The organism is Streptomyces sp. NBC_01428 (genome assembly GCF_036231965.1).
GTDB lineage: Bacteria > Actinomycetota > Actinomycetes > Streptomycetales > Streptomycetaceae > Streptomyces.
Map to the genome: position 1 here is coordinate 2,183,853 of NZ_CP109499.1, position 25,880 is coordinate 2,209,732.

General features: G+C 71.4%; 22 protein-coding genes. 8 read left to right on the top strand and 14 right to left on the bottom strand.

Annotated features, from left to right (window positions below; genetic code table 11):
• Positions 1 to 81: 81 nt before the first annotated feature.
• Together OG406_RS09545 and OG406_RS09550 are read left to right on the top strand one after the other, a co-directional pair.
• The gene (locus tag OG406_RS09545) at positions 82 to 483 is read left to right on the top strand and encodes a BlaI/MecI/CopY family transcriptional regulator (RefSeq protein WP_164370389.1); all 402 of its coding nucleotides are present in this window, start codon (positions 82 to 84) and stop codon (positions 481 to 483) included.
• A 54-nt stretch (positions 484 to 537) separates the two neighbouring features.
• Positions 538 to 1,500 (top strand): endonuclease/exonuclease/phosphatase family protein, encoded by a 963-nt coding sequence (locus OG406_RS09550; RefSeq protein ID WP_327408600.1) that lies wholly within the window; start codon positions 538 to 540, stop codon positions 1,498 to 1,500.
• Positions 1,501 to 1,571: 71 nt separating this feature from the next.
• On the opposite strand, the gene OG406_RS09555 is transcribed toward OG406_RS09550, so the two are convergent.
• From OG406_RS09555 to OG406_RS09575, 5 genes are all read right to left on the bottom strand, one after another.
• On the bottom strand, positions 1,572 to 2,078 hold the full coding sequence (locus tag OG406_RS09555) for an O-acetyl-ADP-ribose deacetylase (RefSeq protein WP_164370388.1): 507 nt from the start codon (positions 2,076 to 2,078) through the stop codon (positions 1,572 to 1,574).
• On the bottom strand, positions 2,075 to 3,484 hold the full coding sequence (locus tag OG406_RS09560; RefSeq protein ID WP_329185269.1) for a phytoene desaturase family protein: 1,410 nt from the start codon (positions 3,482 to 3,484) through the stop codon (positions 2,075 to 2,077). Before OG406_RS09560 ends, OG406_RS09555 begins: the two co-directional genes overlap by 4 nt.
• Before the next feature lie 190 nt (positions 3,485 to 3,674).
• Positions 3,675 to 4,541, bottom strand: a complete 867-nt coding sequence (locus tag OG406_RS09565) for an inositol monophosphatase family protein (RefSeq protein WP_267048904.1) — start codon at positions 4,539 to 4,541, stop codon at positions 3,675 to 3,677.
• A gap of 87 nt (positions 4,542 to 4,628) precedes the next feature.
• Positions 4,629 to 6,449 (bottom strand): gamma-glutamyltransferase family protein, encoded by a 1,821-nt coding sequence (locus OG406_RS09570; RefSeq protein ID WP_329185272.1) that lies wholly within the window; start codon positions 6,447 to 6,449, stop codon positions 4,629 to 4,631.
• A gap of 92 nt (positions 6,450 to 6,541) precedes the next feature.
• Positions 6,542 to 6,907, bottom strand: coding sequence for a DUF4232 domain-containing protein (locus OG406_RS09575; RefSeq protein WP_329190717.1), 366 nt, complete (start codon positions 6,905 to 6,907; stop codon positions 6,542 to 6,544).
• On the opposite strand from OG406_RS09575, the gene OG406_RS09580 reads away from it, so the two are divergent.
• Positions 6,891 to 7,229 (top strand): hypothetical protein, encoded by a 339-nt coding sequence (locus OG406_RS09580; protein ID WP_267050112.1) that lies wholly within the window; start codon positions 6,891 to 6,893, stop codon positions 7,227 to 7,229. The two genes, OG406_RS09575 and OG406_RS09580, sit on opposite strands and share 17 nt — an antisense overlap.
• A gap of 323 nt (positions 7,230 to 7,552) precedes the next feature.
• Complete coding sequence (locus OG406_RS09585) at positions 7,553 to 8,224, top strand: hypothetical protein (RefSeq protein WP_267048902.1); 672 nt, start codon at positions 7,553 to 7,555, stop codon at positions 8,222 to 8,224.
• Between the two features lie 22 nt (positions 8,225 to 8,246).
• On the opposite strand, the gene OG406_RS09590 is transcribed toward OG406_RS09585, so the two are convergent.
• The 7 genes from OG406_RS09590 to ggt all read right to left on the bottom strand — a co-directional run bounded on the left by OG406_RS09590 (position 8,247) and on the right by ggt (position 19,555).
• Positions 8,247 to 9,779, bottom strand: a complete 1,533-nt coding sequence (locus OG406_RS09590; protein WP_329185274.1) for an NCS1 family nucleobase:cation symporter-1 — start codon at positions 9,777 to 9,779, stop codon at positions 8,247 to 8,249.
• A 206-nt stretch (positions 9,780 to 9,985) separates the two neighbouring features.
• Positions 9,986 to 11,008, bottom strand: coding sequence for a TIGR03842 family LLM class F420-dependent oxidoreductase (locus OG406_RS09595; RefSeq protein ID WP_266851580.1), 1,023 nt, complete (start codon positions 11,006 to 11,008; stop codon positions 9,986 to 9,988).
• A gap of 18 nt (positions 11,009 to 11,026) precedes the next feature.
• Positions 11,027 to 12,427, bottom strand: coding sequence for a dihydropyrimidinase (gene hydA / locus OG406_RS09600; protein ID WP_329185276.1), 1,401 nt, complete (start codon positions 12,425 to 12,427; stop codon positions 11,027 to 11,029).
• A 424-nt stretch (positions 12,428 to 12,851) separates the two neighbouring features.
• Positions 12,852 to 14,135: an aspartate aminotransferase family protein gene (locus OG406_RS09605; protein WP_329185278.1), complete on the bottom strand. Its 1,284-nt coding sequence runs from the start codon at positions 14,133 to 14,135 to the stop codon at positions 12,852 to 12,854.
• Entirely contained in the window at positions 14,132 to 14,974 is an 843-nt protein-coding gene (locus OG406_RS09610) for a nitrilase-related carbon-nitrogen hydrolase (protein WP_329185280.1), read from the bottom strand. Before OG406_RS09610 ends, OG406_RS09605 begins: the two co-directional genes overlap by 4 nt.
• A 301-nt stretch (positions 14,975 to 15,275) precedes the next feature.
• A complete protein-coding gene (locus OG406_RS09615; protein ID WP_329185281.1) occupies positions 15,276 to 16,886 on the bottom strand; it encodes a hypothetical protein in 1,611 nt (536 codons plus the stop codon).
• An 851-nt stretch (positions 16,887 to 17,737) separates the two neighbouring features.
• The gene (gene ggt, locus OG406_RS09620; RefSeq protein ID WP_329185283.1) at positions 17,738 to 19,555 is read right to left on the bottom strand and encodes a gamma-glutamyltransferase; all 1,818 of its coding nucleotides are present in this window, start codon (positions 19,553 to 19,555) and stop codon (positions 17,738 to 17,740) included.
• Positions 19,556 to 19,659: 104 nt separating this feature from the next.
• On the opposite strand from ggt, the gene OG406_RS09625 reads away from it, so the two are divergent.
• Together OG406_RS09625 and OG406_RS09630 are read left to right on the top strand one after the other, a co-directional pair.
• On the top strand, positions 19,660 to 20,430 hold the full coding sequence (locus tag OG406_RS09625; RefSeq protein WP_329185285.1) for a hypothetical protein: 771 nt from the start codon (positions 19,660 to 19,662) through the stop codon (positions 20,428 to 20,430).
• A 215-nt stretch (positions 20,431 to 20,645) separates the two neighbouring features.
• Positions 20,646 to 22,223 (top strand): alpha/beta fold hydrolase, encoded by a 1,578-nt coding sequence (locus OG406_RS09630; RefSeq protein ID WP_329185287.1) that lies wholly within the window; start codon positions 20,646 to 20,648, stop codon positions 22,221 to 22,223.
• Between the two features lie 441 nt (positions 22,224 to 22,664).
• Here the strand turns inward: OG406_RS09630 and OG406_RS09640 are convergent, their stop codons facing one another.
• Both OG406_RS09640 and OG406_RS09645 read right to left on the bottom strand, forming a co-directional pair.
• A complete protein-coding gene (locus OG406_RS09640) occupies positions 22,665 to 22,835 on the bottom strand; it encodes a hypothetical protein (RefSeq protein WP_382753838.1) in 171 nt (56 codons plus the stop codon).
• Positions 22,836 to 23,033: 198 nt separating this feature from the next.
• The gene (locus OG406_RS09645) at positions 23,034 to 23,474 is read right to left on the bottom strand and encodes a DUF6278 family protein (protein WP_164370374.1); all 441 of its coding nucleotides are present in this window, start codon (positions 23,472 to 23,474) and stop codon (positions 23,034 to 23,036) included.
• A gap of 175 nt (positions 23,475 to 23,649) precedes the next feature.
• Here OG406_RS09645 and OG406_RS09650 point away from each other — a divergent pair, with 175 nt between their 5' ends.
• Complete coding sequence (locus tag OG406_RS09650) at positions 23,650 to 24,582, top strand: helix-turn-helix domain-containing protein (RefSeq protein ID WP_329185289.1); 933 nt, start codon at positions 23,650 to 23,652, stop codon at positions 24,580 to 24,582.
• Positions 24,583 to 24,716: 134 nt separating this feature from the next.
• Positions 24,717 to 25,778: an SMP-30/gluconolactonase/LRE family protein gene (locus tag OG406_RS09655; RefSeq protein WP_164370372.1), complete on the top strand. Its 1,062-nt coding sequence runs from the start codon at positions 24,717 to 24,719 to the stop codon at positions 25,776 to 25,778.
• The last annotated feature ends 102 nt before the right edge of the window (positions 25,779 to 25,880 follow it).

Genomic DNA, 25,880 nt, shown 5'->3' on the forward strand with positions numbered 1-25,880 from the left:
GCGCGGGGCCGCACGGACGCGGCGGCCGACCCCTGATCCGGGGCCGTTTCGGGCACCCCTACGCGCTGTAAGGTGAGGGGCATGGCTGGGACAGGCCCCGACAGAAGGGCGCAGCGGCGCAGCGCGGGCATGCTGGAGAGCGAAGTGCTCGCCGCCCTGTGGGCCACCGAGGACGCGCTCACCCCCGCCGAGATCCAGGCCGAGATCGCGGGCGGTCTCGCCTACAACACGGTCCACACGATCCTCAAGCGTCTGTACGACAAGGGTCTGGTGCTGCGTGACGTGGACGGCCGGCGCGGCGCGTACCGGCCCGCCAAGGACGCGGCGGAGCTGACCGCCGCGGCCATGCGCGAGGCCCTCGACCGCGGGCCCGACCCGATCGCCGCGCTCCAGCACTTCGTGACCGCCCTCAGCCCTCAGGAGGAGCAGGCACTGCGGGCCCTCCTGCGGGGCGACGGACGTCCTGGGCCGACGCGCGCGTGACCGTCCGCGGGATCGGCCCACCGCTCCCGCCGCCCGCCCGATACGGTCGCGCCCATGACAGCCTCCGAGGCGGATCCCCGCGGCCGGGCGCGTGCCGGCCGGGTGCGGTTCGCGACGTTCAACGTGCTGCACGGCCGGCCGATGCGCGACGGGCGGCCCGTCGCCCTCCCGCCAGGATGCGGGCCCGACGCGCCACTGGTGCGAGCCGTCGCCTCCCTGGACGCGGACGTGCTGGCCCTTCAGGAACTGGAGCGCCTCCAGGAACGATCGGGCCGGGTGGACCAGGCGCGGGCCGCCGCCGAGGGCGCCGGGGCACCGTACTGGCGCTACGCGTCCGCGTTCACCACCGGTCCGGCACCGACCGGCGGACAGACACCCGAACCGCACGAGCGGCCGCTCCACGTGTACGGCCCCGACCGGACCGGCCCCGGGGCGGGGGCGGACGACGGCGTTCCCTCGCACGGCATCGCCCTGCTGTCCCGGCTGCCCGTACGGCACTGGAGAGCACGCCGGCTGGCACCCGCACCGGTGCCCATGCCGCTGCGGACACCGGGGCGGCGCGGACTCACCGTGTCCTGGGACCAGCCGCGGGCCGCGCTGGCCGCCGTACTGGAGGGCAGCCGCGGCCCGTTCACCGTCGTGGCACTGCATCTGTCGTTCGTCCCGGGCTGGAACGTCCGGCAGTTGCTCGACGTCCGCGCCTGGACGGCCGACCTGCCCGGCCCCCGGATACTGCTCGGCGACCTCAACCTGACCGGCGTCCTCCCGAGAGCCGTCCTCAACTCCCCCGCGCGCAAAGGCCGCACGGAGCTCCGGCGGACACCGGACGCCTCTCCGGGGCTGTCGCGCGCCTGGCACGACCTGGCCCGCACGCCGACCTATCCGGCGCACCGCCCCCTCGTCCAGTTCGACCACGTCCTCGCGAACGGGATCGCGCCGGACGCGGCCACCGGCGTGGCCACACCGCCGACCGAGGTCTCCGACCACCGCCCGCTGGTCCTCGAACTGCCCCTGTGACCACGGCCCGACGGCCCTTCCCCGACGGCCCTTCCCGCCGTCCGACTCCCGGGGCCGACGGACCCATTGGTTCAGATCCGCGCCTCGAACGCGTCGTAGGCGGACTCGTCGAACAGCACGAAACGGACCTCCTCGACATCGGTCCTCGTGGCGCGCACCGTCTCCACCGCGATCCGGGCCGCGTCGTCCATCGGCCAGCCGTAGATACCCGCGGAGACGGCGGGGAAGGCGACCGTGCGGGCGCCCAGTTCGTCGGCGACCCGCAGCGACTCCCGGTAGCAGGACGCCAACAGCTCCGAACGGTCCTCGTCCCGGGCGTAGCGCGGGCCGACGGTGTGGATCACCCAGCGGGCGTCCAGGTCGCCCGCCGTGGTGGCGACCGCCCGGCCGGTGGCGAGGCCCTTGCCGTAGTGGCCGGCGCGGAGCCTGCGGCAGTCGGCGAGGATCGCGGGGCCGCCCCGCCGGTGGATCGCCCCGTCGACGCCCCCGCCGCCCAGCAGCGAGGAGTTCGCCGCGTTGACCACGGCGTCGGCACTCTGCCGGGTGATGTCGCCCTTGACCAGCGTGATCGTGGTCATCCCTGCCTCAGCCTCCTCCACACGGCCTTCGCCGCGTTGTGCCCCGACATGCCGTGCACCCCCGGACCCGGCGGCGTGGCCGAGGAACACAGGAACACGGCCGGATGCGGAGTGCGGTACGGGAACGCGGACAGCCTGGGCCGCAGCAGCAACTGGAGCCCGGAGGCGGCACCGCACGCGATGTCACCGCCCACATAGTTGGCGTCACGCGCCGCGAGCTCGGGCGGTCCGGCCGTCGCACGGGCCAGAACCCGGTCACGGAAACCCGGCGCGAACCGCTCCAACTGCCGCTCGATCGCGTCCGTGAGGTCGCCGGTCCAGCCGTTCGGAACATGACCGTACGCCCAGAACACCTGCTTGCCCTCGGGAGCCCGGGAGGGGTCCACCACACTCGGCTGCACGGTGATCAGGAACGGCGCGTCCGGAGCCCGGCCCTCGCGCGAAGCCGCCCGCAACGCCGTACCGATCTCCGCCCTGCTCGCCCCCACCTGCACCGTGCCGGCCGACCGGGCCTCCCGTGCGGTCCACGGCACCGGCCCGTCCAGCGCGTAGTCCACCTTGAAGACACCCGCCCCGTACCGGTAACCCTCGTAGTAGCGCCCGAACCCGGCGATACGGGCCAGCGCCGTCGGCGAGGTGTCGAAGACGTACGCGCGCGCGGGCGGCAGATCGTCCAGCCGCTTCACCTCGTAGTCCGTGTGGACGGTGCCGCCGAGATCCAGCAGATAGGCGGTGAGCGCGTCCGACACCGACTGCGAACCGCCGCGGGCCACCGGCCAGCCCCGGGCGTGCGCGGCCAGCGCGAAGACCAGGCCCACCGCGCCCGTGCCGATCCCCCCGAGCGGGGCGATCACATGCGCCACCAGCCCCGCGAACAGCGCCTGGGCCCGCTCGTCGCGGAAACGGCGCATCAGCCACGTCGACGGCGGCAGCCCGGCCAGCCCGAACCGGGCAAGCGTGACCGGATCCCGGGGCAGCGACGTCAGCGGCAATGACATGAAGTCGTGCGCCAGGGTGTCCCACTTCGACAGGAACGGCGTCACAAGCCTGCGGTACGCGCCCGCGTCACGAGGCCCGAACGACGCGGCCGTCTCCGCCACCGACCGCGCCAGCACCGCCGCCGACCCGTCGAGGAACGGATGCGCCATGGGCAGCTCCGCGTGCAGCCACTCCAAGCCGTACCGCTCCAGCGGCATCGCGCGGAACGCCGGCGAGTTGACCCCCAGCGGATGCGCCGCCGAACACGGGTCGTGCAGGAAACCGGGCAGCGTCAGCTCCTCGGTACGCGCTCCCCCGCCCACCGTGCCCCGCGCCTCGAACACGGCGACGGAGAACCCCCGGCGGGCCAGCTCCACGGCAGCCGTCAGTCCGTTCGGCCCCGCACCCACCACGACCGCATCGAGCATCGACGGCACCTTCGGACTCCTTCGTCAGCCGACGGCCACTGAGGTTCAGGATATGCCGGTGGACTGACGCCCCGGACGGCCCGGGTCACCGGGAGCGCCCCCGTACAGGCACCGGCAGGCCGCACGCCACCACCCGGACGGAACCGGACCCGGTCCCTCCGGGCGACGGACCCGGCACCCCGCCGACCGCTCAGGCCCCGGCGGCCACCTGCTCGGACCGCGGCTCCAGCAACGCCACCACCCGACGCGCCGTGGCCTCGTCCCGGGCGGCCGTGAACGGCAGCGCGTTCCCCCCGGTCACGCGGAACGGCTCGCCGCCGAGCGTCCGGTGCGCGCCACCCGCCTCCTCCACCAGCAGCAGCCCCGCGGCGTGGTCCCAGGCCGCCTCCCACGAGAACGCGGTGGCATCCAACTCGCCGCGGGCGACCGCCAGATACTCCAGACCCGCCGAACCGCACGGGCGCGCGACGACCCCCTCGGAACGCAGCCCGAGCAGAGCACGCTTCTGGTCGTCCGTCGTGTAGTCCGGGTGCGACATCGCTATGTCGAGGTCACGGCCCGGCTCGGGCGAACCCGAACGCAGGGGCACACCGTCCAGAACGGCGCCCCTCCCCCGAATCGCGGTGGCGAACTCCTCCCGCGCCGGTGCGAACGTCCACGACGCGTGCACCACGCCGTCCAGCACGAGCGCCACCAGGGTGCAGAAACCGGAGTCGCCGTGCACGAACTGCCGGGTGCCGTCGACCGGGTCGACGATCCACACCGGCGCCGTGCCCCCGATCGCCCCGTAGCTGGCGGGGTCGGCGTGCACCGCCTCCTCGCCGACCACCACCGAGCCGGGCAGCAGCGCGGTCAACGCCTCGGTCAGGAACTCCTCGGCCTTGCGGTCCGCGTCCGTCACCAGGTCGTGCGGGCCGGACTTCTGGTCGATCTCGTGCGCGGCGAGCTGCCGGAACCGGGGCATGATCTCCGCGGCGGCCGCCTGCCGGATCACTTCTTCCACGTCGGACGTGCGGTGCGCGAGAAACTCGTCGATGGTTTCGATGTCTTCGATCATGGCTCCATCACAGCACGCGCCACTGACAATCCCCACCCCTCCCGGGTACTCGGGGTGGAATCACCATGAACTCCCGGTGCCGGACGATCACCGGCCGACCGCGTACCCCTGCATCCCGCGCGCGTTGGCCGCCGCCGACAGCACACCCGTCTCCGGATCCCGGGCCACCGCGCACAGCCGCCCCTCCGTCCACGCCCCGGCGACCGTCACGTCATGGCCCCGCCGACGCAGCTCCTCCACCACCGCCTCCTCCATGCGCGACTCCACCGTCAGACTGCCCGGACGCATACCCCGCGGAAAGAAAGAGCCCGGAAAACTGTCGTTGTGCCAGTTCGGGGCATCGATCGCACCCTGCAGGTCCAGCCCGCCCCGCACCCGCGGACGCAACGCCACCGACAGGAAGAAATGCGTCTGCCACTGATCCTGCTGATCACCGCCCGGCGTACCGAACGCCATCACCGGCACCCCGTCACGCAACGCCAGCGACGGCGTCAACGTCGTACGCGGCCGCCGCCCCGGAGTCAGCGCGTTCGGCAGACCCTCCTCCAGCCACGCCATCTGGAGCCGCGTACCGAGCGGGAAACCCAGCTCCGGAACCACCGGATTGGACTGCAGCCAGCCGCCGCTCGGCGTCGCCGCGACCATGTTGCCCCACCGGTCCACGACATCCAGATGACAGGTGTCGCCCCGGGTGCCCCCGTCCGCCGTCACCTCGGGCTCGGCCGCCGCCCGCGCCACGGTCGGCTCCCCCGCGCCCGGCACCCCCCGCGCGTCGAAACCGCCCGCCCCCGAGGCCACCACGCGCGCGTGCCCGCTCATCACCGGCTCCCGGCCACCCGGCCCGCCCGGCCGCAGCTCGAACGACGCCTTCTCACCGACCAGCGCCCGCCGCGCCGCGTTGTACGACTCCGACAGCAGATCGTCCAACGGCACCCCCGCCGCGTCCCCGTACCAGGCCTCCCGGTCGGCCATCGCCAGCTTGCAGCCCTCCACCAGCAGATGCACGTACGCCGCCGAACCGTACGCCGGCAGTTCCGCCGGGAGCAGCGCCAACTGCTGCAACAGGACGGGCCCCTGACTCCACGGGCCCGCCTTGCACAACGTCCAGCCCCGCCACTCGTACGTCACCGGCTCCTCGTACGTCGCCGACCAGCCGGCCAGGTCGGCGGCCGTCAACGTACCCACGTGCCGCTCACCGCTGGTGTCCACGGTGGGCCGCTCCGCCTGCCGGACCAGCGCCCGCGCGACGAACCCGGAACGCCACACCTCCCGCGCCGCCTCGATCTCCGCCTCCCTGCCACCGGCACCGGCGACCTCGGCCAGCAGCCGCCGCCACGTCCCCGCCAGCGCCGGATTGCGGAACAGCTCGCCCGGACGCGGCGCCCGGCCACCCGGCAGATACACCTCCGCCGACGACGTCCACTCCGTCTCGAACAGCTCGCGCACGGTCTCCACCGTCTCGCCGACCCGCTCCACGGGCACGTGACCGTCCTCGGCGTACCCGATGGCGTACTTCAGGACGTCCGCGAGCGTCCTCGTGCCGTGGTCGCGCAGCAGCACCATCCACGCATCGAACGCACCCGGCACCGCGGCGGCGAGCGGACCCGTCCCCGGCACGAGATCCAGGCCCAGCCCCCGGTAGTGGGCGACCGACGCCCCGGCGGGCGCCACACCCTGCCCGCACAGCACCCGCACCGGACCGCCCGCCGGAGCCAGGACGATCGGGACCTCACCCGCCGGACCGTTCAGATGGGGCTCCACCACGTGCAGGACGAAACCGGCCGCGACCGCGGCGTCGAACGCGTTGCCACCGTCCTCCAGGACCGCCATCGCGGACTGCGAGGCGAGCCAGTGCGTGGAGGACACCATGCCGAAGGTGCCCTGAAGCGTCGGTCGGGTCGTGAACATGCCTGCCACCTCGCTGTACGGAGCGATCAACCTCGGCTCCGACTATGACACTTGCCCGCACCCGGACAGCGGAGCGGGCGGCAGGAGCACGATCAGCCCGCCGGCACCCACGCCGTCGCGCCCAGCGTGTTCCGCGGACCGATGTCCAGCGGGTCCGGCAACGGCAGCGTGACGGCCGCCTGCCCCTTGCGCGGAGCCATCCGCAGATACGAGCCCTCCTCGGCCGCCATCCGCCAGTACAGACCCGCCCGGGCACGCTCACCCGGCCGCAGCACGAACGCCTTCGGCCCCGGATCCGGAGGTGCCATCGGCACCTGGTCCGTCCCCGCCACCGCACGCACACCGCCGACCCGCGTGCCCTCGGGGCCGAGGACCGCCACGACATCCGGGTAGCCGTCGACCGCGTACGACCGTTTCCCGCAGTTGGTGAGGGTGAGCGTCATGCCCCGCAGCCCCATCGCCGCGTCCACCGGACCCGTCCCGAACCGCAGCCCAGACGCGGGACACCCACCGCCCTGCTGCCCGGGCACCACACGTGACGGAGAAGACGACGTCGACGGCGACGGCACGGACGACGGGAGCTCGGGCGGCTCGATCCGCAGCGCCCCCGACCCGTCGGTCCCGACCGCGCTCGGAACCGCCGTACGCGCCGGGTCACGCTCACGGTCCAGCTCGGCGGACAGCCCGCACCCGCTCGTGACCGTCATCACCACACAGGCCGCGACGACCGGCCGCACCCACCCGCCCCTCGCACGTATCGCGATCATCGGCCGATCATGACACGCGCCCCCTCCGGACGGACCCCCTCCGACCCACCACGAGGCCTCCGCGACCCGACTCCCTTACACACAAGCCCAGTTGAGGGACACAGAGGCATGCCCGCCACCCACCCGCGACACGATCCCGCACCCCACCCACCCAAGACGCCGAAAAGGGCGGAGTGTCCCACTGCGTCCCCCAACGGGCCCTCGCACCACGGCCGCTGTCACCACACGAGCACGGAGCGAGTTGGCACTTCCCCACCACAGGGACTCGTGTGACACTGGCGTCCCGTCCGCCGTGCGGACCACGACCTCCGCACCGTCCCCCACGAGAAGTGCGCCTTGCGTTCTCTGCCTCTGCCGCTCGCGCTCACCGCGCGTCTGCTGCCCGTCGCCGTGCTCGCCGCCGCGGGCTGGGCCCTGGCCGCGGACCCCTTCACCGCGACCCCCACCGCCGAGCACAACCCGACGCAGGACAACCCCACCGGCACGGCATCGGCACCCTCGACCGCGGCCACCGCCACGAAGACGTACACCGCCTCCCCCGCCCCCTGCGCCGGCATCCCCGTCGCCTCGATCAAGACCCTCGTCCCCGGAGCCAAGACCGCCGGCCAGGAGATCGCGTCGACCGACAAGTCCCTGCGCCGCACCTGCTCATGGAACGCCCTGAAGGACTTCGACTACCGCTGGCTCGACGTCTCGTACGAGATCAAGACCTCCGACGCCGCCGCCGCGAAGGCCTACAAGGACCGCGTCTCCGACAAGAGCGGCGGCGGAGCCGTCCCCGGCCTCGGCGACTCCGCCTACTCCGTCGTCAACCTCACCACCGAGGACAAGCAGCAGACCCGCGAAGGCGTCGTGATCGCCCAGGTGTCCAACGCCCTGGTCGTCATCACCTACAACGGCAGCGACTTCGAGACGAAGAAGGCACCCGGCACCGACGAGATCAACAAGGGCGCCATCAAGGCGGCCAAGGACGCGGTGAACACACTGAAGGGCGGCCAGAAAGCCTGACCGCCCTCCCGGTCCGCCACACTCAGACGGCCGCCGCCCGACCCTTCCCCCGCAGCAGCATCAGCGCCAGATACAGCACCATCGACGTACCGAGCCCGACCGCCCAGCCGTAGTCGGCCAGCGACTTCAGCGCCCCGATCGGACGGCCGTCGACCAGCGGATGGAAGTCGGCCCCGCCCACCGCGAGGACACCGCCGGTCAGGAACGCCACCACGGCACGCCAGTTCCAGCCGCCGTCGTACCAGTAACGGCCACCCGCGCGGTACAGGTCCGCGAGATCCAGCCTGGTCCGGCGCAGGATCCAGTAGTCCGCGATGAGGATGCCCGCGACCGTCCCCAGCAGACCCCCCACCAGCCCCAGCCACGTGAAGATGTAACCCTGCGGATCCGCGTACAGCTTCCACGGGAAGATCAGCACCCCGAGGACACACGTGGCGAGCGCCCCCATCCGGAAACTGATCCTCCGCGGCGCGATGTTGGAGAAGTCGAACGCCGGAGAGACCAGGTTCGCCGCGATGTTCACCGACAGCGTCGCCACCAGCACGGTGACCAGCGCGAACAGCAGCCCCACCACGTTGTCCGTCTTCGCGGCCAGCTGCACCGGATCCCAGACCGCCTCCCCGTACACCGCCTGCGAACCCGACGTCACCATGACCGACAGGAACGCGAACAAGGTCATCGTGGTCGGCAGACCGAGGGCCTGCCCCCAGGTCTGCGCCCGCTGGCTCTTCCCGTACCGGGTGAAGTCCGGGATGTTCAGCGACAGCGTCGACCAGAACCCGATCATGCCCATCAGCGACGGCCAGAACAGCTTCCAGAAGTCCCCGCCCCAGCCCAGCTTGGACGGCTGGTCGAGCAACGGCCCGAACCCGCCGGCCTTGCTGCTCATCCACCAGAGCATCACCCCGGCACCGACGAGGACGAAGGGCGCGGCCCAGTTCTCGAAGCGGCGGATGGTCTCCATGCCCCGGTAGATGATGGCGAGCTGGAGCACCCAGAAGAGGACGAAGGACAGCCACATCGTCCAGGCGTGCCCGCCGACCTGGGAAGCATTGCGCCACCCCTCACCGAAGAGCTTGCCGGCGAGGAAGTAGATCGCCTCGCCGCCGATCCAGGTCTGGATGCCGAACCAGCCGCACGCCACCAACGCCCGGACGACCGCGGGAAGATTCGCCCCGCGAACCCCGAAGGAGGCGCGGGCGAAGACCGGGAACGGGATACCGTACTTCGGCCCCGCGTGCCCGGTCAGAAGCATCGGGACCAGCACGATCAGGTTGGCGAGCGCGATCGTGAAGACGGCCTGCTTCCAGTCCATGCCGACGGCTATCAGTCCCGAAGCCAGGGTCCAGGAAGCGGTGTTGTGGGCCATGCCGACCCAGAGCGCGGAAAAATTGTAGGTGGTCCAGGTCCGCTTCTCGACGGGGACCGGGAGCAGGTCCTCGTTCGCGTAGGGTCCGCTCGGCGCGGGAGCGTCGGGTGCGATCTCCACGCGGCCGTCGGGAAGCGTGACGTGTCCGGAGCCGGACGGACTGTCCGGAGGAACGGTCTCTGTCATGGGCAGGCCAATCGGTGAGGAGTGACAGGAGAGGCCGTGCGGGGACATCCTGCGGGGGGTGCGCGGAGAGCGCCCTGTACCCCTTCCCGGGACGGCGGGAAGGGGCGAACGGGGTTGGGCCTCAAGGGCCCCTGCCATCAGGCCTGACTGTCGACGGATGACGACTGACAGATGTCAGATAACGGATGACAGATGACAGATTTCCATTACTGTCCGTTGACGCCCGGAATGACCTTCTTGCCGTAGGCGTCGATGGTGGCTTCCTGCGCGTCGTGCATGTCGTACACCGCGAACTGGTCGACGCCGAGTGCGCGCAGTGCGTTCAGCTTCTCGATGTGCCGTTCCGCGGGGCCGATCAGGCAGAAGCGGTCGATGATCTCGTCCGGGACGAACGCGGTGTCGGGGTTGTCGGCGCGGCCGTGGTGAGCGTAGTCGTAGCCTTCGCGGGCCTTGATGTAGTCGGTGAGTTCGTCGGGGACGGCGGCGGAGTGTTCGCCGTACTTGGTGACGAGGTCGGCGACGTGGTTGCCGACCATGCCGCCGAACCAGCGGCATTGGTCGCGGGCGTGGGCGAGTGCCTCGGGTGAGTCGTCCTCGGTGATGTAGGCGGGGGCGGCGACGCAGATCTTCACGTCGTCGGGGTCGCGTCCGGCGTCGGCGGCGGCGTCCTTGACGGTCTTGACCATGTATTCGGTGAGGTAGAGGTCGGCGAGCTGGAGGATGAAGCCGTCTGCTTCCTCGCCGGTCATTTTGAGGGCCTTGGGGCCGTAGGCGGCCATCCAGACGGGCAGTTCGGCGCCGGGCCTGACCCAGGGGAACTTGATGACGGTGCCGCCGAGGTCGGCTTCGTCGCCGCGGGCGAGGGCGCGGATGACCTTCATGGCGTCGCTGATGCGGGCGAGGGTGTTGGGTTTGCGGCCGGCGACGCGCATGGCGGAGTCGCCGCGGCCGATGCCGCAGACGGTGCGGTTGCCGTACATGTCGTTGAGGGTGGCGAAGGTGGAGGCGGTGACTTCCCAGGTGCGGGTGCCGGGGTTGGTGACCATGGGGCCGACGGTCAGGGTCCGGGTGTTGGCGAGGATCTGGCTGTAGATGACGAAGGGTTCCTGCCACAGGACGGCCGAGTCGAAGGTCCAGCCGTGGGTGAAGCCGTTGGCCTCGGCGCGTTGCATCAGTTCGATGACGCGGGAGGCCGGGGGGTCTGTCTGCAGGACGAGTCCGAAGTCCATGGCGCCGCTCCTGGTCTCTCAGAGAAGGTACTGACAGGTGGAGCGGGGGGTGTAGACGCCGTGGCCGGCGCGTCCGGTGAACTCCCGCTCGGTGATGACGGGTTCGCCGCGGGAGAGGACGGTCTCGACCTGGCCGGTGACGCGTTTGCCCTCGTAGGCGGAGTAGTCGACGTTCATGTGGTGGGTCTCGACGGACATCGTCTGTTCGGCCTGCGGGTCGTAGATGACGATGTCGGCGTCGGCGCCGGGGGCGATGGTGCCCTTCTTCGGGTAGAGGCCGAACATGCGGGCGGGGGTGGCGCAGGCGATCTCGATCCAGCGGCGGCGGGTGATGTGTCCGTCGACGACGGCCTGGTGGAGGAGGTCCATGCGGTTCTCGACGCCGGGGAGGCCGTTGGGGATCTTGGAGAAGTCGCCGCGGCCGAGTTCTTTCTGGCCGGTGAAGCAGAAGGGGCAGTGGTCGGTGGAGACGACCTGGAGGTCGTTGGTGCGCAGGCCGCGCCAGAGGGCGGCTTGGTGTTCCTTGGGGCGGAGGGGGGTGCTGCAGACGTATTTGGAGCCTTCGAAGTCGGGTTCGGCGAGGTTGTCGGTCGACAGGAAGAGGTATTGGGGGCAGGTTTCGCCGAAGACGTTGAGGCCTTCGTCGCGGGCGTGGGCGATTTCGGCGAGGGCTTCGGTGGCGGAGACGTGGACGACGTAGAGGGGTGCGCCGGCGACCTGGGCGAGTTTGATGGCGCGGTGGGTGGCTTCGGCTTCGAGGAGGGTTTTGCGTACTTCGCCGTGGTAGCGGGGGTCTGTTTCGCCGCGGGCGAGGGCCTGTTCGACGAGGACGTCGATGGCGATGCCGTTCTCGGCGTGCATCATGATGAGTCCGCCGTTCTCGGCGGAGCGTTGCATGGCGCGGAGGATCTGGCCGTCGTCGCTGTAGAAGACGCCGGGGTAGGCCATGAACTGCTTGAAGGAGGTGACTCCTTCTTCGACGAGCAGGTCCATTTCCTTGAGGGTGTCCTGGTTGACGTCGGAGACGATCATGTGGAAGCCGTAGTCGATGGCGCAGTTGCCGTCGGCTTTGGCGTTCCAGGTGTCGAGTCCCTCGCGGAGGCTGTGGCCGACGCTCTGGACGGCGAAGTCGATGATGGTGGTGGTGCCTCCCCAGGCGGCGGCGCGGGTGCCGGTTTCGAAGGTGTCGGAGGCGAAGGTGCCGCCGAAGGGGAGTTCCATGTGGGTGTGTGCGTCGACGCCGCCCGGGATGACGTATTTGCCGGTGGCGTCGATGGTGCGGTCGGCGGTCCAGGTCTCTGCCGTGGGGGTGTTGGTCGCGGCGAGGGCGGCGATGCGGCCGTCCTCGATCAGGACGTCGGCGTGGATCTCGTCGGATGCGGTGATGACGAGTCCGCCACGGATGACGGTTCGGCTCATGCTCCCTCTCCTTCCGGTTGTGTGTGCGTGGGAGTGGTGATGGGGGTGGGGTGGGTGGTCAGGGGGCTGTGAGGCGGCCGGCGGTGTCGGGTCGCGGTCGCGGTGGAGCTGCCGGCGGTTGCGGACGGACGGTGCGCGGTTCATGTCGAGGTCGGGGACGACGAGTTCGGGTTGTCTGTCGTCGGCGATCTCTGCCAGGCCCCTCCGTCTCTTCCCGCGCCCTCTTCGCCCCTCTGGCAGCTCGAACGACTCGCCGCAGCCTGCACCGTCAGTGCCCCGCCGCCACCGCCACCGCCACCGTCACCGTCACCGTCACCGGTGAATGGTTCGTCGACTCCGACGCCCGGTTCGACGAGGGCGGCGGGGTGGTGCGTGCGGGGGCCGCGGGTGTCGGCGGTGTGGTTCGGCGTGTGTGGGCGGGGTGTTACCGAGCCGTGCTGAGGGCGCGTTCGAGGATGGCGGCGCCTTCTTCGGCTTCGGCGACGGTGAGCGTGAGGGGTGGTGCGATGCGGAGGACGCTGGTGTTGTGGCCGCCGCCCTTGCCGATGAGGAGGCCTTCTCGGCGGGCTGTTTCGAGGACGGCTGCGGCGGCTCGGGGGTCGGCTTCGTCGGTGCCGGGTTTGACGAGTTCGATGCCGATCATGAGGCCGCGGCCGCGGACTTCGCGTACGCCGTCGAGTTGGGCGGTGATCGCGCGGAGGCGTTCGATGAGGAGGCCGCCGACGCGTCGGGCGTTGCCTTGGAGGTCGTGTTCGAGGAGGTAGGTGAGGTTGGCGAGTCCGGCGGCCATGGTGATGGGTGAGCCGCCGAAGGTGGAGATGGAGTTGGAGTCGAGGGTGTTCATGATGTCGGCGCGGGCGACGACGCCGCCGATGGACATGCCGTTCCCGATGCCTTTGGCGAAGGTGAGGATGTCGGGTGGTCCGGAGGCGGCGTGGGCCTGCCAGCCCCAGAAGTGTTCGCCGGTGCGTCCCCAGCCGGTCTGTACTTCGTCGGCGATCCAGAGGATGCCGTGTTGGTGGAGGACGTCGCGGAAGGCCGCGTAGAGGCCGTCGGGTGGTGCGGTGAAGCCTCCGACGCCTTGGACGGGTTCGGCGATGAGGGCGGCCGGGGTGCGGGTGTGGCCGAGGAGGTCTTTGAGGTCGTCGACGCAGGCGGCGATGAAAGCGTCGTCGTCGAGGTGGGCGTAGGGGCCTCGGGTGCGGACGCCGCCGTGGACGTACTGGGTCTGGAGGGGGGAGAGGCTGGTGGGTGACCAGCCATTGTTGCCGGTGATGCCGACGGAGCTGAACGAGCGGCCGTGGTAGCTGTTGCGCATGGCGAGGATCTGGTTGCTCTGCCGGTAGGTGGTGGCGAGCAGGAGGGCCGTGTCGTTGGCTTCGGTGCCGGAGGTGGTGAAGAAGACGCGGGCGTCGGGGATGCCGGAGAGTTGGGCGATGCGTTCCGCGAGGTCGACCATCTGGCGGTTGAGGTAGAGGGTCGAGGTGTGGATGATGCGGCCGGCTTGTTCGCTGACGGCTTTGGTGACCTCGGGGAGTGCGTGGGCGGTCATGGTGGTGAGGATGCCGCCGAAGAAGTCGAGGTATTTGTTGCCGTCGGTGTCCCAGACGTGGCGGCCTTCGCCGTGGGTGATCTCGATGGGGTCTTCGTAGTAGAGGGTGAGCCAGTCGGGGAGGACGGCTTGGTGACGGGTGTGGAGGTCGGTCACGGCTGCACCAGCCCTTCGTAGGCGTCGGGGCGGCGGTCGCGGTAGAAGGCCCATTGCTGGCGGACTTCTTCGATGAGGTCGAAGTCGAGGTCGCGGACGACGAGTTCCTCGGTTTTGTCGCTGGCGGGGTCTCCGACGAACTGGCCGCGGGGGTCTACGAAGTAGGAGGTGCCGTAGAAGTCGTTGTCGCCGTATTCCTCTTGGCCGACGCGGTTGATGGCGGCGATGAAGTATTCGTTGGCGACGGCTGCGGCGGGTTGTTCGAGTTGCCAGAGGTGGGCGGAGAGGCCGCGGGAGGTGGCGGAGGGGTTGTAGACGAGTTGGGCGCCGTTGAGGCCGAGTTGGCGCCAGCCTTCGGGGAAGTGGCGGTCGTAGCAGATGTAGACGCCGATTTTGCCGACGGCGGTGTCGAAGACGGGCCAGCCGAGGTTTCCGGGCTTGAAGTAGTACTTCTCCCAGAAGCCTTTGACCTGGGGGATGTGGTGTTTGCGGTATTTGCCGAGGTAGGTGCCGTCGGCGTCGATCACGGCCGCGGTGTTGTAGTAGAAGCCGGTCTGTTCGACTTCGAACACGGGGACGATGATGACCATGCCGGTTTCGCGTGCGAGTTCGCGCATGCGGGTGACGGTGGGGCCGTCGGGGACGGGTTCGGCCCAGTTGTAGTGCTCGGGTTCCTGGACCTGGCAGAAGTAGGGGGCGTTGAAGACTTCCTGGAATCCGATGACTTCGGCGCCTTGCCGGGCGGCCTCGCGGGCGTGTTCCTCGTGCTTGGCGATCATGGATGCGGTGTCGCCGGTCCAGGTGGCCTGGACGAGGGCGGCGCGTACGACGTTGGCCATGAGCTTCTCCTTCGACGGGACGTCAGAGAGCTTCTACGCCCGTAGACAAAGGCAGTAGAGGCTCGAAGGTAAGCCCCCCGGACAGCCTTGCCAAGACCGTCGTCGTTACCCCGCTGAGTCGATCACGTTTCCCACTCCCACGGGTGAAGGACGTGGCCGGTGGCCCGGGCGATGGGGCCCGATCGGCGGACGGGCGGGTGGCCGACAGCTGTGGCCGACGGACGCGGTCGGCGGGTGGGGCCGGCGGGCCTGGCCGGTGGAGTGGGTGTGCGGGTGGTGCGGTCGCCTCGGGGGCGGGTGGTCAGGTGGTGAGGCCGGCGACGCGCAGGGCGTGGACGAGGTCCCAGTGGCGTTGGTCGGAGACGGTGCGCGCGGCCTCGAGGAGGAGCGGGACGAGGCGTTGCGGGTCGGGCTGGGCGCTGCGGGCGGCCTCTTCGGGGGTGCGGACGCGGACGTAGGCGCTGAGGAGGGCGCGGAGTTCGCGGTGGCGGCCCTGGTCGGCGAGGTCGAGGACGGCGGCGCCGATCTCGGGGGCGGGCCGGGCGACGCCTTGGCGGAGCATTTGCTGTCCGTCGGTGGTGCGGCCTGCGGCGGTGAGGGCGTCGGCGGCGGCGACGAGCCGGTCGGCGGGCAGGGACGCGGCTTCCCACAGGAGGGTGGCCCAGTCGGCGTCGAGTCCGTGGTGGTGGAGTTCGGCGGCGAGGTGGGGGAAGCGTGCGGCGGGCCAGTGGGCGGCTTCGACGAGGAGGGCGTGTGCTTCGCCGCTGCGGCCTTCGGCGCGGAGCCGGGTGAGGGTGGTGACGGTGCGGGTGGTGTGGTGCCGTGCGTCGTCGTCGGGTGGGGTGGTGTCGGGGGTGGGGTGGGGTGCGGGTTCTTCGGCGGCTCCGGCGAAGCGGGCGCCGCGTGGTGTGCGGCGGCCGGGTGCGGTGGGGGTGGGGAGGGTGGGTGTCGTGTCGGGTACGGGGGTGGGGTCGGTGTCGGCTTCGGTCATGCCGGCGAAGCGTGCGCTGCCCCGGGTGCGGCGCTTGGGGCGTTTCGTGGCGGGCGGGGCGGGGTGGTCGGCTGCGGCGGGGTCGAACGCGGTGTGGGCGGTGGTGGGTTGGGGGTGGTGGTCGGGTGTCCGGGTGCCGTCGTGGTGGCGTTCGGGTGTCTGGCGTTGCTGGTCGTGGTGTGCGGGGTCGGCGGGTGTGTTCCTCGGGCCGCCTTGTGCGGGGACCCATGCGTGGGGGTCGTGTGCGGGGGTCGGGGTGGTGGGGGCGCCGGGGTCGTAGGGGTCGGCGTACGGGCTGGGGGCGCCGGGTGCGGGGTCGCGCGGGTGGGTGTCCTGTTCGGCGGGGTGGGGCCGGTTGTCCGGGTGCGGGGTCCAGGTGCCGTCGGGTGCGGTCCGCGGGTGTGTGTGGGGGGCGCGGCGGTCGAGGCGGTCGATGCGGTGACGGAGCTCGGTGCAGCGGGCGGTGGCGCGTTCGTGGTCGTCGTGCGCCCAGGCGAGGTCGAGGCGGATGGCGTCGGCTTCCTCGTGGGTGGCGGCGGTGTGGAGGAGGCGGGCCAGGTCCGTCTGGCGTTCGGCGGCGTAGCGTTGTTCGCGGAGCATGACGTCGAGGCGGTCGCCGAGCGCGTTTCTGCCGCCGGGTCGGGCGTCGTGGGCGGCGAGTGAGGCCTGGTGGAGGGTGCGGGCGCGGTCGGTCTCCTGGGATGCGGCGCGGTCTCCGTATCCGGCGAGGAGGTCCTGGAGGAGTGCTTCCACGACGTCCCAGGGGGGTACTTCCCAGCCGTCGAGGCAGGCGCGCATGCCGTCGGGGTCGCGTTGCCAGAAGACTCCGCACCAGCCGCCGCCTTGGTCGAGCCGGTTCATCAGCTCGTTCAGGTAGCGCGCGAACTCCCGGACCTGTCCAGGGAGTTGTTCTACAGTCATCACCCAACTCCCGCCCGACTGGAGTGCCCCGGTCCGGTAGAAAACACCAGCCGTGTTACGGATCGGCTACAGGGAGTTTTCGGCGCGGGCGCAGTGCCCTCAACGATGGATCACTTCGGTGTGCTCCGCTTCGGGCGCGCCGAATGTGGGGCGACCCTACTCCCCTCCCCCGTCCGCGTGTTGGGGGTCGGTCAGGTCCGGTCGGTGATGGGTGACTCGCTGCCGGTGGGGCGGTGGAGGGTGGGAGTTGGTTCGGCGATGTCGGGGCCTTGCGACGGTCCCTTGGGCGCTGTGCGGGCTCCGGTTGCTGCCAGGGCGGGTTCCGGTTTCTCCGGGTCCGGGCCTGGCGCGGGTGATCCGGGCCGGACGCGGGTGATCCGGGCGAGGTGGGTCCTCGCCCGGATCGTCACGTGGCTTCACGTCACGCGGCATCACATCGCGACGCGGGTGGGTGTCGCGACGCGGGTGGGTGCCGCGACGCGGGTGGGTGCCGCGACGCGAGTGGGTGCCGCGACGCGAGTGGGTGCCGCGACGCGAGTGGGTGCCGCGACGCGAGTGGGTGCCGCGACGCGAGTGGGTGCCGCGACGCGAGTGGGTGCCGCGACGCGAGTGGGTGCCGCGACGCGAGTGGGTGCCGCGACGCGAGTGGGTGCCGCGTCGCGAGTGGGTGCCGCGACGCGAGTGGGTGCCGCGTCGCGAGTGGGTGCCGCGTCGCGAGTGGGTGCCGCGTCGCGAGTGGGTGCCGCGACGCGAGTGGGTGCCGCGACGCGAGTGGGTGCCGCGACGCGAGTGGGTGCCGCGACGCGAGTGGGTGCCGCGACGCGAGTGGGTGCCGCGTCGCGGGTGGGTGTCTACGGTGCTGGTCGTACCACCATCGCCGAGCCGCCGCCTCGGCGTACCTTCTCCGCCGCGGCCAGCCATGCGCCGTTCGGGAGGCGTTGGACGCCGGTGGCCGCGCCGATCTCCGGGTTGGGTTTGAAGGAGTGGCCGATGGCTTCGAGCCGTGCCCTCAACGGGCTGTCGTAGAGGGCGGGTTCGAGTTCGGTCTGGGCGGCGTTGCGCTGGCTGGCGCGGGGTGCGGCGATCGCGTCGACGAGGGGGAGGCCCCGGTCGACGAACTCGGTGAGCGTCTGCAGGACGGTGGTGATGATGGTGGCGCCGCCGGGTGAGCCGAGGGCCACGACGGGGCGGCTGTGGCGGTCGAGGACGATGGTGGGGGAGATCGACGAGCGGGGGCGTTTGCCGGGGCCGGGCAGGTTGGGGTCGTGGACGGCGGGGCTCGCGGGTGCGAAGGAGAAGTCGGTGAGTTCGTTGTTGAGGAGGAATCCGCGTCCGGGGACGGTGATGCCGCTGCCGCCGGTCTGCTCGATGGTGAGGGTGTAGGAGACGACGTTGCCCCACTTGTCGGCGACCGTCAGGTGGGTGGTGTTCTCGCCCTCGTACGTCGTCGGGGCGGCCTTTCCGCCGGTGGTGCAGGCGGTGGGGTGGTGGGGGTCGCCGGGTGGGAGGGGGCTGGTGAGGACGGCGTCGTCCTTGATGAGGCAGCCGCGGGAGTCGGCGTACTTCTGTGCCAGCAGGCCCTTGGTGGGGACGTCCTCGAAGGCCGGGTCGCCGACCCAGCGGCCGCGGTCGGCGAACGCGATGCGGCTCGCCTCGATGAAGCGGTGCAGGTAGCGTGCCTCACTCGCCTGGGAGAGGTCGGTGTTCTCCAGGATGTTGAGGGCTTCGCCGACGGTGGTTCCGCCGGAGGAGGACGGGGCGATGGAGTAGACGTTCAGGCCGCGGTACGGGGTCCGGGTGGGTGCCTGGCGTTTCGCCTCGTAGGCGGCGAGGTCGCGTGTGGTCAGTCGGCCGGGGCGGGCGTTGTAGCCGGAGGCGGGGTCGACGGGCGGTTTGTCGGCGGTGGCGACGACCTCGCGGCCGAGGCGGCCGTGGTAGACGGCGTCCATTCCCTTCTCGCCCAGCTCGGTGTAGGTGCGGGCGAGGTCGGGGTTCTTGAACGTGGAGCCGACGACGGGGAGGGAGCCGCCGGGCAGGAACAGTTGCGCGGTGGCGGGGAAGTTCGCGAACCGGGCCTGGTTGGCCTCGGTCTGGGAGCGGAAGGTGTCGTCGACGGTGAATCCGTCGCGGGCGAGGCGCTCGGCGGGCTTCAGGACGGTGTGGAGTCGTTTGCTGCCCCAGGTGTCCAGGGCCGTCTGCCAGGTCGCGGGGGTGCCCGGTGTGCCCACGCTCAGGCCGCTGGTGACGGCGTCGGCGAAGGCGAGGGGTTTGCCGTTCTCCAGGAACAGTCCGGAGTCGGCGGTCAGGGGTGCCGTCTCGCGTCCGTCGATGGTGTGCACCGTGCGGGACTTGGCGTCGTAGTAGACGAAGTAGCCGCCTCCGCCGATGCCGGAGGAGTAGGGCTCGGTGACGCCGAGGGCGGCCGCGGTGGCGACGGCGGCGTCGACGGCGTTGCCGCCGTTCTTCAGGACCTCGATGCCGGCGGCGGAGGCGTCCTGGTCGACGCTGGCGACGGCGCCGCCGTAGCCGACGGCGACGGGTGTCTTGGCGCCGGTGGTTCTCGCGGTGGTGGTTGCGGCCGGTGCTGCGGGGGGTGCCGCGGCACCGACCGTCATCACCGTGGCCGAAACCGCCAGGACCGCCAGATTCCGCGCAACAGGGCGACGCATCCGTACCTCCAGTCAACAGCTGTGGGCGCAGCGTAACGTCGATGCCATGCTCGCGTCAGGACCCCCTCGAACGTGTTTCCGTGGGCCCGCTAGCATGCGCGCCCATGACTGACGACGTGCGGAACATCGTCCTCGGCGTCCTGGCGGCCGGCATCAGTGCCGCGCTCGGCTGGCTCGCCCGTACCTATCTGTGGAAGCGCAGGTTGCGGCGCAAGCAGGCGTTCTTCGGGCTGCCCGACAATTCCGAGTCGCTGCTGGTGGTGAATCGCGAGGCGGGTGGGCCGGAGCTGACGGTGATGCGTCATGACGTGTTCGCGCTGCTGGAGTTGTCGGCGCTGATCAAGGACTGTGGGGCGCATGCCCAGGTCATCGCGCACGATGCCACACAGCAGGGCTTCGGGGAGCGGACGGAGTTCTGTGTGGGGGGTCCGTCGTCGAATCGGCGGATGGCGGCGCATCTGCATTCGTTGCTGCCCGGGATACGGGTGAACGTGGACTCCGAGCCGGGTCCGGACCGGGGTGCGTTCCAGATCGGGAGTGAGCGGTACCGTCTGGAGTCGGGTCGGGCCGAGTACGTGATTCTGGGGCGGCTCACGGCGGGCCAGGGCCGGGACGCGCGGCCGGTGTTCCTGTTCTGCGGGCAGCGGGCGATCACCAATCAGGCGGCGACGCGTTACCTGGCGCGGAACCATGCGCGGCTGGCCCGTAAGCACGGCGGCAGCAGTTTCGTCCTGTTGCTGAAGGTCGTGAACTCGCAGGCGTACGGTCCCGATGTCGTCGAGGTCGTCGCGGACGTCACGCGCGCCGCCCAGGCGCCGTTGCCGACGCCGGCGCCTGCCACGGGGGCGGGCTCCAGGCATCGCGCGGAGTCCTGAGCGGCGGGACGACGCGGCGGAGGCGCGACGGAGGGCGCGCGGCGGAGGGCGCGCGGCGGAGGGCGAGTGGGCGCCGCGCCGGCGCGGGCGGCGGCCCGGGAGGAGATGGACTCTTCAACGATCGTTACTCGCACGTAACTTACTCACGGGTTACTTCCGGTAAGACACCGAGGTTACCGTCGGGTCACTTTGCACCGACCAGTGAGGAGTGACCTGTGGGATCCGGTCGCAACGCCCTGCGCACGTCCGCCGTCGGTGCCGTCTCCGCGACACTGATCGCCGCCGCCGGCCTCGGATCGGCCCCCGCCGCCCAGGCCGCGGGGGGCACGGGCGGCGGTATACGGTTCGTCGACATCGCCGGCGACGGCGGAACGCCCCTCAAGGCCAACGTCGTCACGCCCGCGGGAGCCGACGGCACCCGCGCCTACCCCCTCGTCGTGCTGCCGACGAGCTGGGGCCTGCCGCAGGTCGAGTACCTCGCGCAGGCCCAGAAGCTCGCGAACTCCGGCTACGTGGTGGTCGGTTACAACGTCCGCGGATTCTGGCAGTCCGGCGGGCAGATCGAGGTCGCGGGTCCGCCCGACACCGCCGACGCCTCCAAGGTGATCGACTGGGCGCTCGCCAACACCCCCGCGGATCCCGGGAAGATCGGTATGGCGGGTGTGTCGTACGGGGCCGGCATCAGCCTGCTCGCCGCCGCCCACGACCGGCGCGTCAAGGCCGTCGCCGCGCTCAGCGGCTGGGCCGACCTGATCGACTCGATCTACTCCCACCGCACCCAGCACGCCCAGGCGGCCGCGGTACTGGACGGCGCCGGCCGTCTCACGGGCCGCCCCGGACCCGAACTCCAGCAGGTCTTCTCGGACTTCTTCTCCTCGAACCTGTCCAAGGAGCAGAGCCTCATCGACTGGGGCAGGAAGCGCTCCCCCGCGACCTACGTCGACCGGCTCAACAAGAACGGCGCCGCCGTCTTCCTCGCCAACGCCTGGGGCGACACGGTCTTCTCACCCAACCAGTACGCCCGGTTCTACGGGGAGCTGACCGGCCCCAAGCGCCTGGAGTTCCGGCCCGGCGACCACGCCACGGCCGAGCTGACCGGCCTGTTCGGGCTCCCCAACGACGTGTGGACCGACACCGGCCGCTGGTTCGACCACTATCTCAAGGGCGAGGACAACGGAGTCGACCGCGAGCAGCCCGTACGGCTCAAGTCCCGCTCCACCGGCGGCTACGAGGGCTACCCGGACTGGAAGTCGGTCGGCGCGACCACCCGGAAGATCGCCCTCGGCGGCACGACCACGATCCGTACGAACGTCGACTCGGGCGCGGACGGTGGAGTGGTCTTCCTGTCCAGCATCCTCGACCAGTTGACGCGGACCCCGCCGATGGCCTCGATCCCGCTGCTCCCGCGCACCTGGGCCGCAGTCTGGCAGTCGGGGAAGTACACGAGCGGACAGCAGGTGCGCGGTACGGCGCGGGTGCACACCACGGTCACCGCGACCAAGGAGAGCGGCACCCTCGTCGCCTATCTGTACGACGTGGGGCCGCTCGGCCTCGGCAGGCTGGTCAGCAACGCGCCGTACACCTTCCACGGGCGGACGCCCGGCAAGCCGTTCGGTGTGGACCTGGAGTTGTTCTCCACGGCCTACGACGTCCCGGCAGGGCATCGGCTGGCCCTGGTCGTCGACACGGTGGACCCGCTCTACATCGAGCACAACCCGTCCGGCGCGCAGCTGACCTTCTCCTCGCCGGAGCACGACCCGTCGTATGTGACGGTGCCCCTGCGCGAACAGTGATCTCCGGCTGCCGCCGGCCGGGCCTGGCCCTGTGAGCTGCTGCTCCCCTACGGTGGCGGGGCGGTGGGGGGTACCCCACCCGGCAGCAGCGTCCCTGGTTCGGCCGGTGCCACGTCCACGGCCTCGGTCTCGGGACTGCTCCGCTCCCACCGGTCGGCCCGGGTGAGCGGCGCGCACATCCCGGTGCGGAGCGGCCAGGTCGCCGTCACCGCGGGGATGAACGCCACATCGTAGTCGAGGTTCGACGCGGTCGGCTTCCCGGTGCGGATCCGACGGCCCACGCCGTGCGGGGCGCGGGGGTCGTGGGGCGGGGTGGTCCTGGTGCCGCGGACGTGCCCGCGGGTCCGGCGTGTCCGGCGTGTCCGCTGGCCGAGCGATGTTCCCGGACGGGGGATCCCTTGTGCCGTCGGGCAGTTGGGGTCCTCTCGGGGTACGGGCGGCTCAGCGGGCGGGCTGCCCTCCTTTCGGGGGTGCCGGCGGGCCGGTGACGGCGGTCGCCTCCCCTGTGCCGACGGTGAGGTCGACGTCCTGCGGAACATGCGGCTCCCCGAAGTACGTGGTGACGTCGTGCAGCTCGATCAACGGATCGACGGCCATTCCGGTCCTGTCCACTCTCGGCTGGGTCGGTCAGCAAACTATCGACGCAAAACGGGACTTAAGGGACGACACGCACGCAGAGCAATTAACCGTATTTGAGGCTGCATCACGACCTCATCACGACACTCCGTACGATCCCCCGGATGGCATTCCGACCGGCACGTCCGGGCTACGGGAAGCGGGCCGCAGCCGGGACCGGCCGGAGGGCTTCCGCTACCCCTCGGAGGCCTCGGCGTAGGTCTGGGACAGTTCGGGGACGCCCTGGACGGCCCAGTCGAGCCCCGCCTCGACGACCGCGATCTCCCGGCCCGACGGCAGCCGGACGGCGGGGCTGCCACCGGGCCAGACGTGCCAGGACGCGCCGGGGACCGTACGTACGACGACCGTGCCGAGATAGAGGCCGGCGTCGTTGCCCAGCCAGGGAAGCGCCTCCGGGTCGTCGCGCCACAACGGCAGCAGTTGATCCAGCGCCGCCAACGACGCCGGGCTGTCGTCCAGTTCGAGGCCGGCCGCCGCGGCCTGGGAGCGGAGCAGCTCGCACTCCGAGAGGAGTTCGGCGACACCGTCCGGGTCGTCCTCGAAAGCGGCGGCGAGCGCCCGGTCCTGCTGCGCCGGATGGCGCCTGCGCCATTTTTCCAAGAAGGGGATGTTCATGACCGGCCTCTCCGTGGGGTGCGATCGCCGACGGCTCCGCGTTCCCGGCGTTTCCACGAGCCTATCTTGCGGCAGTTGATCACGGAATGGGCGAATCGGCGGCGTAGCGGACCCGCCGTTGCCTACCCCTGGCCGGGGCAGGCCGGGTGGCGCCGGGGCGCCGATACTCGGAGCCATGAACGGAACATCGCACCTCGGGGACTTCCTGCGGACGCGGCGCGCCCAGCTGCTTCCCGAGGACGTCGGGGTACCCACGTACGGCGAACGGCGGCGGGTGCCGGGGCTCCGGCGTGAGGAGCTGGCCCTGCTGGCGGGCGTGAGCGTCTCGTACTACACGCGGCTGGAACAGGGCCAGTCGCAGAGCGCCTCGCCGGAGGTGCTGGACGCGATCGCCCGCGCGCTGCGGCTCGACGAGTCCGAGGTGCGGCACCTGCGTCACCTGGCCCGCGCGGACCGCCGACGCCCGCGGGAGCGGCGGCCCGCTCCGGAACGCGTGACCGAGCCGATGCGTCAACTCCTCGACGCGCTCGGGGACGTTCCGGCGATCGTGCTCGGCCGGCGCAGTGACGTACTGGCGTGGAACCGTCCGGGACACGCCCTGTTCGCCGGCCATCTCGCCCCGCGGGCACCGGAGTCGGCCGCCGGGCGGCCCAACATGGCCCAGCTGGTGTTCCTCGACGCTCACACCCGTGGGCTGTACGCGGACTGGCCGGACAAGGCCAGGGCGGTGGTGGGGAACCTCCGGCTGGTGGCGGGCCGGCACCCGGACGACGGCGCGTTGCACGCGCTGGTGGGCGAACTCAGTGCGAAGAGCCCGGAGTTCGCGTCGATGTGGGCGGACCACCGGGTCAGGGCGTGCAGCGTCGCGGCCTACGCGATGCGGCATCCGCTGGTCGGTGCGCTGACCGTCACCCAGCAGACGCTCGGCGACGGTCCGGGGCCCGGCATCGTCGTCGCCACGACCGCGTCGGGCTCGTCCTCGCGTGCCGCCCTCACCCTGCTCGCCCAGGCCGTCCGGTCCGCCCCGCCGGCCGTTCCCGAAGCCGTCGTGCCGGAAGCCCTCCGGACCGTACCGGCGTCCCCGGGACCGCGGACGCCCACCGTCTGACCGGGCCCGGCGTCCGGACATCGACCCCCTCGGTTCCCCGACACTCCCGACTCCCCCCGACACCCCCAACACCCCCAACACCCCTCAGGCGTCGCCGTGTTGCTGCCGCATGCCCGAAAACACGTGAAGGAACCATGGTCAAGAAACTCTCCACGCTGTCCGCGTCGGCGGCCGTCCTCGTCACGGCCCTGACGGCGGCACTCGCCCCGGCACCGTCCCCGGCGTCCACACCGGCGGAAACACCCTCGATGACGGCCGCGGCGTCGGCTGCCGTCTCCTCCTCGTTGGACAACGCGCGGATCGCCGCGCACTTCGACCTGGCCTCGGGACGGACCCCCGAGAACATCGCCCTGGCACCGGACGGCGACGCGTACGTGACCTTCGCCGCGGGCCGGCAGGTCGCCAAGGTGTCCCGCGACGGCACCACCCGCATCCTGGCGACCCTGCCGAAGCCGGCCGACGGCGGTGTCCACACCCCGGTCCTCGGCTTCCCGCTGACCGTCGGTATCACCCGCGCCCACGACGGCACCCTGTACTTCCTGTACGCCACCGGCACCGCCGACCTGACCGGCGTCTGGCGGCTGCGGCCGGGCGGCCGGCCCGAGCGGATCGCCGCACTGCCCGCGGGCGGCCTGCCCAACGGCCTCGCCCTGGACGCCCGCACCCGCACCCTCTACGTCACCGACTCCGTCCTCGGCACCATCTGGCGCGTGCCCGCCACCGGTGGCACCGCCACCGCCTGGTCGACCGCCCCCGAACTCGCCTCCACGGGCTTCCTCGGCGCCAACGGGCTGAAGGTCCACCACGGGGCCGTCTGGGCCGGCAACCTCGACCGGGGCACCGTCGTACGCATCCCCGTCCTCCCGGGCGGACACGCCGGGGAGGCCAGGATCAGGGCCACCGGCCTGCCGGGCATCGACGACTTCGCGTTCACCGGCCACGGCGACCGCCTGCTCGCCACGCTCAACGGCACCGGCCAGGTCGCCCTCGTCCAGGGCGACGGCAGCCACTCCATCGTGCTCACCGGGGCCGACGGCCTCCAGAACCCCACCGCGGTCGCCCTGCGCGGACGCACCGTCTACGTGACGAGCGCCGCCTACGTCACCGGCCAGGACCCGAACCTGCTCCTCGCCCGCCTGAACGACCAGCGCCACGCCACCGCCCACCCCGCGTACCGGGGGCGACGCGCCCGGTGAGGTGCCCGCACGGGTGTCGTACGTTCACGTTCCGTACGGTGCCCGTGCGGAGGCGCCCGCACCGTCGGGCGCGCGGCCGGTGTGCGGGGCGAGAGCGGAGGC